The organism is Bradyrhizobium sp. Ec3.3 (assembly GCF_000472925.1).
In the GTDB taxonomy this organism is placed as follows: Bacteria; Pseudomonadota; Alphaproteobacteria; order Rhizobiales; family Xanthobacteraceae; genus Bradyrhizobium.
The window spans coordinates 61,648-74,111 of record NZ_KI421478.1 but is presented as its reverse complement, the minus strand read 5'-3'; the positions used below and the strand labels follow the sequence as shown (position 1 = coordinate 74,111).

The 12,464-nt window shown below is 65.9% G+C and carries 9 protein-coding genes; 8 read left to right on the top strand and 1 reads right to left on the bottom strand.

All coding sequences use genetic code 11. The features are described 5' to 3' along the window. Nucleotides 1-43: 43 nt before the first annotated feature. Together YUU_RS0147000 and YUU_RS0146995 are read left to right on the top strand one after the other, a co-directional pair. Complete coding sequence (locus tag YUU_RS0147000) at nucleotides 44-1,402, top strand: serine protease (protein ID WP_027528308.1); 1,359 nt, start codon at nucleotides 44-46, stop codon at nucleotides 1,400-1,402. Between the two features lie 371 nt (nucleotides 1,403-1,773). After that, the gene (locus tag YUU_RS0146995) at nucleotides 1,774-2,517 is read left to right on the top strand and encodes a ParA family protein (protein WP_027528307.1); all 744 of its coding nucleotides are present in this window, start codon (nucleotides 1,774-1,776) and stop codon (nucleotides 2,515-2,517) included. 270 nt (nucleotides 2,518-2,787) lie between these two features. Here YUU_RS0146995 and mutM read toward each other — a convergent pair whose 3' ends face one another. Continuing rightward, nucleotides 2,788-3,669 (bottom strand): bifunctional DNA-formamidopyrimidine glycosylase/DNA-(apurinic or apyrimidinic site) lyase, encoded by an 882-nt coding sequence (mutM, locus tag YUU_RS0146990; RefSeq protein WP_027528306.1) that lies wholly within the window; start codon nucleotides 3,667-3,669, stop codon nucleotides 2,788-2,790. Between the two features lie 81 nt (nucleotides 3,670-3,750). Here mutM and ubiE point away from each other — a divergent pair, with 81 nt between their 5' ends. The 6 genes from ubiE (at nucleotide 3,751) to tsaE (ending at nucleotide 12,443) form a co-directional block, all read left to right on the top strand. Next, nucleotides 3,751-4,512: a bifunctional demethylmenaquinone methyltransferase/2-methoxy-6-polyprenyl-1,4-benzoquinol methylase UbiE gene (ubiE, locus tag YUU_RS0146985; protein ID WP_027528305.1), complete on the top strand. Its 762-nt coding sequence runs from the start codon at nucleotides 3,751-3,753 to the stop codon at nucleotides 4,510-4,512. After that, nucleotides 4,509-6,083, top strand: coding sequence for a 2-polyprenylphenol 6-hydroxylase (gene ubiB, locus YUU_RS0146980; protein ID WP_027528304.1), 1,575 nt, complete (start codon nucleotides 4,509-4,511; stop codon nucleotides 6,081-6,083). The genes ubiE and ubiB overlap by 4 nt, the downstream gene beginning before the upstream one ends. Before the next feature lie 55 nt (nucleotides 6,084-6,138). Next, the gene (gene coaBC, locus YUU_RS0146975; RefSeq protein WP_027528303.1) at nucleotides 6,139-7,590 is read left to right on the top strand and encodes a bifunctional phosphopantothenoylcysteine decarboxylase/phosphopantothenate--cysteine ligase CoaBC; all 1,452 of its coding nucleotides are present in this window, start codon (nucleotides 6,139-6,141) and stop codon (nucleotides 7,588-7,590) included. Then, a complete protein-coding gene (gene dut / locus YUU_RS0146970; RefSeq protein WP_027528302.1) occupies nucleotides 7,587-8,045 on the top strand; it encodes a dUTP diphosphatase in 459 nt (152 codons plus the stop codon). The genes coaBC and dut overlap by 4 nt, the downstream gene beginning before the upstream one ends. Before the next feature lie 373 nt (nucleotides 8,046-8,418). After that, nucleotides 8,419-10,923, top strand: coding sequence for a PAS domain-containing sensor histidine kinase (locus YUU_RS0146965; RefSeq protein WP_027528301.1), 2,505 nt, complete (start codon nucleotides 8,419-8,421; stop codon nucleotides 10,921-10,923). Continuing rightward, complete coding sequence (tsaE, locus tag YUU_RS0146960; RefSeq protein ID WP_027528300.1) at nucleotides 10,920-12,443, top strand: tRNA (adenosine(37)-N6)-threonylcarbamoyltransferase complex ATPase subunit type 1 TsaE; 1,524 nt, start codon at nucleotides 10,920-10,922, stop codon at nucleotides 12,441-12,443. The genes YUU_RS0146965 and tsaE overlap by 4 nt, the downstream gene beginning before the upstream one ends. The last annotated feature ends 21 nt before the right edge of the window (nucleotides 12,444-12,464 follow it).

Genomic DNA, 12,464 nt, shown 5'->3' with positions numbered 1-12,464 from the left:
GTGCTTCAATGAGCCCACGTTCAATGGCCGGGTTGGATTTGTCATGAGATCGATGCTCGCGGCAACATTTGTGTTGGTGACCGCGGCGAGCGCGCACGCGCAGATGACGACGCCGCCGCTTCCCGGCACCAGGCCGAAGACGGTCCAGACCGTTCCGATCCGTCCCGCATTGCAAACGCCGTCCGAGACCGCGGACGCCATGGCGCAGGCGGAGCGCCTTCTGCTGCAATCCGACCTCGCCTGGGTCGGGCAGTATAACGGCGCGATCACCGGCGACGTCAGCGAGCGCATGGTCAACGCCATCAAGGAATACCAGAAAGCGAACGGCGGCAAGCCGACCGGTGTGCTGAACCCGCAGGAGCGGGCCGCACTCACCGAGACGGCGCGCAAGAAGCAGGAGAGCGTCGGCTGGAAGATCGTGATGGAGCCTACCAGCGGCGCGCGGCTCGGCATCCCCGGCAAGCTCGTGCCGCAGCAGGCGACCGACGCCAACGGCTCGAAATGGACCTCGCCGACCGGCACGGTGCAGGTGCTGCTCAGCCGCCGCAAGGAGGCGAACCCGACCACCGCAAAGCTCGCGGAAGTCGAGAAGAAGGACCCCGCCGGGCGCAAGGTCGATTACACGGTGGTGAAGCCCGACTTCTTCGTGCTGTCGGGATTGCAGGGCCTGAAGAAGTTTTACGTGCGCGGCACCTTCAGGGGTGACGAGGTGCGGATCATGACGATCCTCTACGACCAGGCCATGGAAAACACCGTCGAGCCGGTCGTGATCGCGATGTCGAGCGCCTTCAACGCGTTTCCCTCGATGCCGCAGGCGGGACCGCCACCGCGGAAAACCGTCGAATATGGCACCGGCATCGTCGTTACCGACGACGGCGCGATCGTCACCGACCGTCTCGTGACCGACGGGTGCCTTGCCATCACCATCGGGGGCTATGGCAATGCCGACCGGCTTGCGGAGGACAAGGAGCACGATCTCGCGCTGCTGCATATCTACGGAGCGCGCGGATTGAAGCCGCTGAACTTGGCGAGCGGGGCGGCCAAAGCGGCCGTCGATGTCATCGGCATCGCCGATCCGCAGAATCAAGGCGGCAGCGCCGCGGTCTCGAGCCTCAAGACTGCGCTGGCGCCCGTCACCGGCGGCGATGCAGCGCTCTCGCCGGCGCCGGCGGTCGGATTTTCCGGCGCCGCCGCGATCGATGGTGACGGCAAGTTCGCCGGCATCGCACTGCTGAAACCGTTGGTCGTCGCCGGCCCCGCCAACGCGGCGCCTGCCGCGCAGGCCGTGATGGTGCCTGCCGATGCCGTGCGCGATTTCCTGAAGGCGAACGATGTAACCGGCAATGGCAGCTCGACGGATGCAAAAGCGGCCGTCGTGCGCGTCATCTGCGTGCGGAAGTAACGATCAGGCGACGGCCACGCTTCTTCTCTCGTGTCCCGGACGAGGCGCGGCATGAAATGCCGCGCCTCCGAGCCGGGACCCATGCAACCCAAATACTCAGCGCGCAGTTTCTGGGCCCCGGCTCAGCAGCGCACCGCTGGCGCGCTGCGCTGCTTCCGGCGCACGAGCGGTACGTACGACTACTGATTCAGTATTGCTACGGATTCGCCGCAATCCCAGATTCCGCCATCATCGTACCGTTGATTCGGACATCCGCGATCCCCTTTGGATCGGGCCGGGCACGTCCTGAGCGAGAAGAGCTCAGCATCACCATCGATGCACGTTCGCGTGGCGTTACCCGAGACCCAAGCATTCCAGAGGATTCAACATCTATGCATACTATCGTACTGGCCACCCAAAAGGGTGGCAGTGGCAAGAGCACCCTCGCCATCGGCCTCGCGCTGGCCGCCCGGCAGGCCGGATTCAGCGTTCGCCTGATCGAGACCGACCCGCAGGGCACGCTGTCGAACTGGCAGCGCCGCCGCACCACGGCTGATCCCGTGGTCGAACCGATCTACCAGGCCTCCAACATCGAGCCACGTTTGAAGATGCTGGCGGCGAGCGGCCTGCAGCTCGCGATCGTCGACACCGCGGCCGGCCTCAGCGCCGCGACCACCGCTGCAATTCGCCATTCCGACCTGTGCCTGATCCCGGCCCGGCCCACGGTCGCTGACATCGAGGCTACCGCCTCGACGCTCAGCGTCGCCCGCGCCTGGAAACGGCCCTTCGGCTTCGTGCTGAACCAGACACCGATCCGCGGCCAGCGCATCGACAATGCGGCCAATACGCTCGGCGAGGAAGCCGCGCTCGAGCTCGCCGACGTGCTCGCGCGCCCGATGATCGTAATGCGCAACGATCACCAGGATTCGCTCGCCGCCGGCCTTGCCGTCAGCGAATTCGCGCCCGGCAGCAAGTCGGCCGCCGAGATCCGCGGGCTCTGGGATTGGATCGAGACCCGGCTCAACCTCGCGACGACGACCAATCTGCTGATCGATCAGGTCATCTCGGCCGCCAACGGAATGTTGCACGCCGCCGCAGAGATCACGTCGAAGGACACAGCTACACTGGCGTCCTGAGCGGGGCGATCGCTCAGACGACAGCCGGGCTCCCCGTTTTCCGGTAGCAGGGCGCCCAAGCTGCGAAGCAATCCGCCCACCAGCCCGGCCGGATTGCTTCGCTTCGCCATTCGAAGGCTTCATCCGCCCCGTCATTGCGAGCGCAGCGAAGCAATCCAGAATCTTTCCGCGGTGACAGTCTGGATTGCTTCGCTGCGCTCGCAATGACGCTCGTGGTGGGTTCGTCAGCCGCGCAGAGACTCACGGCTTTCTCGGCCGCGAGCTTGATCCTCACTTCTGACATTTCGGGCACCAGAACGTCGATCGTCCGTTCTGGGTGAAGCGCTTCACGATGCCGCCGCAGCCCGGCGTCTTGCAGGGCTCGCCTTCGCGATCATAGACCTTGAACGAATGCTGGAAGTAGCCGAGCTCGCCGGTGGTCTGGCGATGATCGCGCAGGCTCGAGCCGCCCGCCTTGATGGCGTCGTTGAGCACGGCATGGATCGCGCCGACCAGCCGCTTGGCATGATCGGTCGGCTCCTCCTTTCGCGTGGCAAGCGTGGCGGCGATCCGGCGCGGCGACAGATGCGAGCGATGCAGCGCCTCGCAGACATAGATGTTGCCAAGCCCCGCCACCACACGCTGGTCGAGCAGCGCGGCCTTCAGGCTGGTCTTCTTGCCGGCGCAGGACTGCGCCAGCATCGCGGCGTCGAATTCGTTGCCGAGCGGCTCGGGGCCGAGCCCGCGCAACAGCGGCTCGTCCTCGAGCGCGTTGCGCGCGATCACTTTCATGTAACCGAAGCGGCGCGGATCGTTGAACACGATGTCGGCGCCCGAGGACATGCGAAACAGCACGTGGTCGTGCGAGGAGTCCTTGCCCCTGGGATAGTGAAATTCTCCCGGCGACTTTTCATCATTGGGCTTGATCACGCGGAATGAGCCGGACATGCCGAGATGCATCAACAGCACGTCGCCGGAGGCGAGATCGGCCATGAGATATTTTGCGCGCCTGCCGAGCCCGGTGACCACCTGGCCCTGGAGCCGTGCCACGAAGTCCGGCTGAAAGGGAAAGCGCAAATCGGCCCTGCGGGCCTCTGCCTTGACGATTTTGGCGCCTTCCATGACGGGCTGGAGGCCGCGGCGGACGGTCTCGACTTCGGGCAATTCAGGCATGGTCAGGCATTCACCTTATGAGGGCGGTGTGATAGCGCCATTGCGGCGGCCGCGCTATGGTCCGCCTCGTGGAGTAGAGTAATGGATCGGCCGGGCGAAACCACGCATTTTGGCTTCAGGGACGTCCCCCTGAGCGACAAGCAGACGCTGGTGAACGATGTGTTTCACAGCGTCGCCTCGCGCTATGACCTGATGAACGACCTGATGTCCGGGGGCCTGCACCGGGTCTGGAAGGACATCATGATCAACGCGCTCGATCCGCCGCGGAGTGACCGGCCGTTCGCGCTGCTCGACGTCGCCGGCGGCACCGGCGATATTTCCTTCCGTGCCGCCAAGGCGGCAGGCTCCGGCTTTCATGCCACGGTCTGCGACATCAACGCCAACATGCTGGCCGTGGGACGCGAGCGCGCCGAGAAGCGGCATCTCGACACCCAGGTCGATTTCGTCGAGGGCAATGCCGAAGCGCTCGCCTTTGCCGATCGCAGCTTCGACGCATATACGATCGCTTTCGGAATCCGCAACGTGCCGCGGATCGATCTCGCACTTGGCGAGGCCTATCGGGTGCTGAAGCCCGGCAGCCGCTTCCTGTGCCTGGAGTTCTCCACGGTCGAGATGCCCGGGCTCGATCGTCTCTATGACCTGTTCTCGTTCAAGGTGATTCCGCCGCTTGGCCGCATGGTCACGGGCGATGCCGAATCGTATCAGTATCTCGTCGAGTCCATCCGCAAATTCCCCAAGCCGAACGCCTTCGCCGACATGATCCGCGCGGCCGGCTTCTCCCGCGTGAGCTGGCAGACCCTGTCCGGCGGCATCGTCGCATTGCATTCAGGCTGGCGTTTGTGATCTCTGCCATTACCCACATTGCGCGTCTTGCCCGCGCCGCGATCGTGTTTGCGCGCGAGGGCGTGTTCGGCGCCGTCGATCCGAGCCTGGTGCCGCCGCCTGGACAACTCGCCCTGAAGCTTGCCCGCCTCGTCGAACGGCGCGGCCCAAAGCACGGACCGCGACTGTCGCGCGCGCTGACCCGGATGGGCCCGGCCTATCTCAAGCTCGGCCAGTTCCTGGCAACACGCCCGGACGTCGTCGGCGTCGTCATGGCGCGCGACCTTGAAAGCCTCCAGGATCGCCTGCCGCCGTTTTCGCAAGCCGAGGCGGAAGCCGCGATCGCGACATCGCTGGAGCGTCCTCTGACGGAGGTGTTCGCGAGCTTCGGCCCGCCCGTTGCGGCGGCCTCGATCGCGCAGGTGCATCGTGGCGAGGTGGTACGCGACGGCGTGCGCAAGGCGGTCGCGATCAAGGTGCTGCGACCCAACGTCGCCGCGCGCTTCCGACGCGACCTCTCCGATTTCTTCTTCGTCGCACACAAGGCTGAGACCTATTCGGCGGAAGCACGCCGCCTGCGCCTCGTCGAGGTCATCAACACCATGTCGCGCTCGGTCGCGATGGAGATGGACCTGCGGCTGGAAGCGGCCGCGCTGTCGGAGATGGCGGAGAACACGCAGGGCGATCCGGATTTCCGTGTGCCCACGGTCGATTGGGATCGCACCACGCACAACGTGCTGACGATGGAGTGGATCGACGGCATCGCGCTGAACGACCACGTGCGCCTGCAGGGGGCCCATGTCGACCTGCCCGACCTCGGCCGCAAGGTCATCCAGAGCTTTCTGCGCCACGCGCTGCGCGACGGCTTTTTTCATGCCGACATGCATCCGGGAAATATGTTCCTGGACGATGCGGGACATCTCGTCGCGGTCGATTTCGGCATCATGGGCCGGCTCGGCCTGAAGGAGCGGCGCTTCCTCGCCGAAATCCTGCTCGGCTTCATCACCCGCGACTATCGCCGCGTGGCGGAGGTGCATTTCGAGGCGGGCTACGTGCCCTCGCACCATTCGGTCGAGAACTTTGCACAGGCGATCCGCGCCATCGGCGAGCCGATCCACAACCGCACCGCCGAAGAAATCTCGATGGCGAAGCTGTTGACGCTTTTGCTCGAGGTCACCGGCCTGTTCGACATGCAGACCAGACCCGAGCTGATCCTGCTGCAAAAGACCATGGTGGTGGTCGAGGGCGTCGCGCGCGGCTTCGATCCCAAGCTCGACATCTGGAAAACCGCCGATCCCGTGGTGCGCGAGTGGATCGCGCAAAATCTCGGCCCGGTCGGCCGCATCCAGGGCGCGATTTCCGGCGCCGGCGAGCTCGGCCGGGTGCTGGCGGGACTGCCTGCAATCGCGAGCCGCGCCGTGACAGTGCTCGAGCAGCTGGAAACCATGACCCGCGAAGGCCACATGCTGTCGTCGGACACGATCGAGGAAATGGCCCGCGCGGAGGGCCGCAAAGCTCGGTGGCAGACGATTGGCCTTTGGGTCATTGCCCTCGCCCTGGTCGGAATCCTCCTCGCCATCCGAGGGAATTGATTGCAATGCATTCATGATGTGATAGCATTGCCATCATTCCCTGCTGGAGGGCGTCATGGCCAGCCTGACCATCCGCAAGCTCGACGAAGGCGTCAAAACCTATTTGCGCCTGCGCTCGGCCAAGAACCGCAGGTCGGTCGAGGAAGAGGTCCGGGTCATCCTGCGGGAGCTGATCGAGGGCCGCGAGGAGCCGCTGACGCCGTTCGCGGCGCCGCCCGCGGCGTCTCCCGCTCCCCCATCCCCGCGCACCGGCGCCGTGGCCGAGGCCAGCGTCACCCTGATCATCGGCGGCGGGATCGCAGCCTACAAATCGCTCGACCTGATCCGCCGGCTGAAGGAGCGACGCGTCGACGTCCGCTGCGTGCTGACGAAGGCCGCGCAGCAATTCGTCACGCCACTGGCGGCAAGCGCGCTCTCCCATGAGCGTGTCTATACCGACCTGTTCGATCCCCAGAGCGAGTTCGACGCCGGCCACATTCGCCTCGCGCGCGACTGCGACCTGATCGTGGTGGCGCCGGCAACCGCCGATCTGATGGCCAAGATGGCATGCGGTCATGCCGACGATCTCGCCAGCGCCATCCTGCTCGCCACCAACCGAAAAATCCTGCTGGCCCCGGCGATGAATCCGCTGATGTGGAATAACGCCGCGACACGCCGCAACGTGGCGCAACTCCAGCGCGACGGCGTGGTGATGATCGGCCCCAACGCCGGCGAGATGGCGGAAGCGGGCGAGGCCGGCGTCGGCCGGATGTCCGAGGCCATCGAGATCGCCGTCGCCGCCGAGCGCCTGCTGCGGCCGCCGGTGCCGCGGCCGCTCGCGGGCAAGCGCGTGCTGATCACCGCGGGGCCAACCCACGAGCCGATCGATCCGGTGCGCTACATTGCCAACCGCTCCTCCGGCAAGCAGGGCTTTGCCATTGCCGCCGCCGCGCAGGCCGCAGGCGCCGAGGTGATCCTGGTGAGCGGCCCGGTCGACCTCAACGATCCCGACGGCGTCACGGTCAAGCACGTGGAATCAGCCCGGCAGATGCTGGAGCATGTGCAGGCCTCGCTTCCGGTCGATATCGCCATCTTCGCCGCAGCGGTTGCCGACTGGCGGGTCGCCAATGAGGGCGAGCAGAAGCTGAAGAAGACGTCGGCCGGCATGCCGCCGCTTCAACTCGTCGAAAACCCCGACATCCTCGCCACGATCTCGAAACTCAGCGACAAGCGTCCGCCGCTGGTGATCGGCTTTGCCGCCGAAACCGAGCATCTCATCGACAACGCCAAGGCCAAGCTCGCGCGCAAGGGCTGCGACTGGATCGTTGCCAACGACGTCTCGCCGGCAACTGGCGTGATGGGCGGCGACCGCAACACCGTGCATCTGCTCAGCCGCAAAAGCGGTGGGGAGGACGGCGAGATTGCGGTTGATTCCTGGCCGGTGATGACCAAGGAACAGGTCGCCACCGAGCTGATCGCGCATGTCGTAAAGAGCGTGGCCGACAAATCCCTGGAGCCCGCATCTTGAGCACGAAGGTCACCGTCGAACTGCAACGCTTGGGCCATGCCGAAGGCCTGCCGCTGCCGGCCTACCAGACGGCCGAGGCCGCCGGCCTCGACCTGATGGCCGCCGTTCCCGAGGGCGAACCTCTGACGCTCGCCCCCGGCAAGCACGCGCTGGTGCCGACGGGACTCGCGATCGCATTGCCGGCCGGATACGAGGCGCAGGTGCGGCCCCGCTCCGGCCTCGCCGCCAAGCACGGCGTCACCGTGCTGAACTCGCCCGGAACGATCGATGCGGACTATCGCGGCGAGATCAAGGTGATCCTGATCAATCACGGCGATACGCCGTTCGAGATCAAGCGCGGCGAGCGCATCGCGCAGATGGTGATCGCACCTGTCGTTCAGGCCAGTCTGGTTCCCGTCACCACGCTGTCGGCGACGGATCGCGGCGCCGGCGGCTTCGGCTCCACCGGACGCTGACACAGCCGCGAGTTGGCTTCACCTCTCCCGCTTGTGGGAGAGGTCGCGGAGCGAAGCGACGCGGGTGAGGGCTCTTTCCTCATTGGGAATCTCTCTGCGGAGACACCCTCTCCCCAACCCTCTCCCGCAAGCGGGAGAGGGAGCGCACCACCATCGCGGCGGCCAGCGTGACACGCTAACACGTGGCAACTCCAGCCGAATCAGCCGCAGGACTACATGGACCTGGAACCGCGTGGCCGGCATTTTTTTGGGGCCACCTTTGCGTTCACGATCTGGACTCTTACCGGTCGAGTCACGAAGGGGATATTGTCTCTTGATTCGCGCGCGGCGGGGGAAATCGCCGGGCGCAAATTCGTGCGGTCTTGGGGCAATGATGTCAGGCGTGATCGTGTCGATGCGTCGGACGCTGCTGTCGTGCACGTCGTTGGCGCGCAACGGCCTGATCGGTGGCGCTCTTGCGGCGCTCCTTCCGGCTGCGCCGGCGGATGCCGCCGATCTCGTCGACACACTTTCCACACTGCTGGACTTCAACCGGCAGGAAATCGCGGTGCTGGCGACCGCGCTCGCTCTGCTGGGCTTCTCGGTGGTCGCCGCGATCCTGTTGATGCGGACCCGCGTCCGCACCGCGAAGAACGAGGAGCGGTTGCAGACCCGGATCGGGGAACTGCAACTCCAGGCCGACCGCTTCGGCGCGCTGCTGTTCGCCGAGCCGCAGATCCTGATCTCCTGGCCCGCGGGCGACAATCGCGCGCAGATCTCCGGCGACATCTCCATGGTGCTGCCGCGTGACTCCTCGCCGCAGCGCGTGCTGGCGTTTGGAACCTGGCTGCCGCCGGAGCCGGCGCTGCAGATGGATCACGCGGTCGATGCGCTGCGCGAGCATGGCGACGGGTTCCAGCTCAATCTGTCCACCGCGAGCGGCCGTACCCTCGAGGCGATCGGCCGCGCCATCGGCGGCCAGGCCATTGTCAGGATTCGCGAACTCTCGGGGCTCCGGCGCGAGCTCGCCGAAACCAATCTGCGCCACAAGGCGCTGCTCGACGAGACCGAGATGCTGCGCGGCTTTGCCGCGGCTAGTCCCTGGCCGATCTGGGCCAAGAGCGCGAACGGAGCGCTCGCCTACGCCAACCCGGCCTATGTGCGGGCGACCGAAGCGGCAAGCGTCATCGATGCCCAGGAGCGCAAGCTCGAGCTCCTGGACAGCGCCGACCGCGCCGACATGGAGCGCGGGCTGAAGGACGCGGCCAGCTTCACCTCGCGCCTGCCGATCGTGATCGGCGGCGAGCGCCGCATCTATGACGTGCGTGCCGTCAATGTCGGCGACAGCAGCGTCGGCGTCGCGATCGACGCCAGCGAAGCGGATGCGCTGAGCTCGGCGCTGGTGCGGATGGCGGAGGCGCATCGCCGCACCCTCGACCAGCTCTCCTCCGGCGTTGCCGTGTTCGACGGACAGCGGCGGCTCGCCTTCTACAACGATTCCTATCGCCGGCTCTGGGATCTCGACCGTACCTTCCTCGATGCCAATCCCGATGATTCCAGCGTGCTCGATCAGCTCCGCGCCGCACGCAAGCTGCCCGAGCAGCCGGATTTCCGTGCCTGGAAGGCCAAGCTGCACGAGGCCTATCGCGCGGTCGAGACCGCCCATGACACATGGTTCCTGCCCGACGGTCGCGCGCTCTCTGTCGTCACCACGCCCAGCCCCGAAGGCGGCGTCACCTATCTGTTCGACGACGTCACCGAGAGCCTCGATCTCGCCCGCCGCTTCGACGGCCTGATCCGCGTGCAGCGCGAGACGCTGGACAGCCTCGCCGAAGGCGTCGCGGTGTTCGGCAGCAACGGCAAGGTCCAGTTGTCGAACCCGGCCTTCGCGCGGATGTGGAAGCTGTCGAACGAGGCCTTGCGCGAGCAGCCGCACATCCAGGCCGTGGAGGGCTGGTGTCAGCCGCTGTTCGACGAGGCGCATGTCTGGCGGCAGATTCGCGAGGCCATCACCTCGATCGAAAATCGCGTCGACGTGCCGCTGAAGCTGGAGCGCAAGGACGGCAGCGTCGTGAACGGCATGATCCGGCCGCTGCCCGACGGCGCCACGATGCTGACCTTCCAGGACATCACCGACACCGAGAATGTCGAGCGCGCGCTGCGCGAGCGCAACGAGGCGCTGGAAGCCGCCGACCAGATGAAGGTGGATTTCGTCCACCACGTTTCCTACGAGCTGCGCGCCCCGCTCACCACCATCATCGGCTTCGCGCACTTCCTCAGCGATCCCTCGACCGGTCCGCTGACGCCGAAGCAGGCCGAATATCTCGACTACGTCACCAAATCGACCAACGCGCTGCTCGCGCTGACCAACAACATCCTGGATCTTGCGACCATCGACGCCGGCGCGATGAAGCTCGAGCTCGGCCCGGTCGACGTCTCCAAGGCAATCGAGCTTGCCGCTGAAGGTATCCAGGACCGGCTCGCCACCGACCGCATCCGCCTCAAGGTCGAGATCGCGCCCGACGCCGGCAGCTTCATTGGCGACGAGAAGCGGGTGGTGCAGGTACTCTATAACCTGCTCGCCAACGCGGTCGGCTTCTCGCCGCAGGATTCCACCGTCGGCATCAGCGCGCGCCGCACCGAGCGCAGCGTGGTCTTCACCGTGACAGATTCCGGGCCTGGAATACCTGCCGACATGAAAGACAAGGTGTTCAACTGGTTCGAAAGCCGCTCGCAAGGCTCGCGCCATCGCGGCGCCGGCCTCGGCCTGTCGCTGGTGCGCTCCTTCGTCGAGCTGCATGGCGGCAAGGTGCGGGTGGATTCGAGCGTCGGCAAGGGCACGACCGTGACCTGCGATTTTCCGACCGACCAGGCGGCGCATCGCGACGCCGCCGAATGACCGCATCAACGACATTCTCCGTCGCGCTTTTCAACGAGATGGCGACAGCGCAGCTCATGGCCGATCTCGCACTGCTGGTCGGATCTGGCGACGTCATCACGCTCTCCGGCGATCTCGGCGCCGGCAAGACCGCCGCTGCACGCGCGATGATCCGCTATCTCGCGGACAACGAGGCGCTGGAGGTGCCGAGCCCGACCTTCACGCTGGTGCAGGGCTATGAGCTGCCGCCATATCCGGTGCTGCATGCCGATCTCTATCGCGTCGAGGACGAAGCCGAGCTCGAGGAGATCGGGCTGTCGCCGCTGCCAGATGCCACGCTCGTCCTCGTCGAATGGCCGGAGCGCGCGCCGTCCGCCTTGCCCTTGGATCGCATCGATATCGCGCTCACGCATCGGCCCGCGCTCGGATCGACCGCGCGCGCGGCCGATATCACCGGCTACGGCAGGGCCGCAGCGACGGTCGCGCGGCTGAAAGCGCTGCGCGAGTTTCTCGAGAGATCCGGTTACATGGGCGCAACGCGGCGGCGCATGAATGGCGACGCCTCGACCCGTTCCTATGGGCGGCTGATCCGCGACGACGAGATCGTCATCCTCATGAATTTTCCGCAGCGCCCCGACGGCGCCGCGATCTACAACGGAAAGTCCTACAGCGCCGCGGTGCATCTCGCCGAGAACGTAAAACCGTTCGTCGCGATCGACGAAGGCCTGCGCGCACAAGGCCTCTCAGCGCCTGTGATCCACCATTCCGATCTCGACCATGGTTTCCTGATCACGGAGGACTTTGGCAACGAGGGCGTGATCGAGGGCGATCCGCCGCACCCGATTGCCGAACGCTACGAGGTCGCGACCGACGCACTGGCCGCGCTGCACGGCAGGGCCTTGCCGGAGATATTGCCGCTGTCCGGTCATGGCGACTACGCCATTCCCGTCTTCGACACTGAGGCACTCCTGATCGAGATCGGGCTGATGCCGGAATGGTACCTCCCAGATCGCGACGCTCCGCTGAGCGAGGAGAGGCGCGCGGAATTCTTCGCGATGTGGCGCGAGCTGCTCGAGAAGCCATTGGCGGCGCCGAAGACCTGGGTGCTGCGCGATTATCACTCGCCCAATCTGATCTGGCTTGCCGACCGCACAGGCATCTCACGTCTCGGCGTGATCGACTTTCAGGACACCGTGCTCGGCCCGCAATCCTACGACGTCGTGTCGCTGCTCCAGGACGCCCGCATCGACGTGCCCGAAAGCCTCGAGCTGACGCTGCTGTCGCGCTACATCAAGGCACGCCGCGCCGGCGATGCCGGCTTCGATCCGGCGGGCTTTGCCGAGCTCTACGCCGTCATGTCGGCGCAACGGAACACGCGCCTTCTCGGCACTTTTGCGCGCCTCAACCGCCGCGACGGCAAGCCGCATTATCTGCGCCACCAGCCGCGGATCTGGACCTATCTTCAGCGCTCGCTGGCGCACCCGTCACTGGCCCATATGCGCGACTGGTATCTCGCCAACGTTCCGCCGCCGAAGGGCTGATTTACCGGCTGTTAGCCATCG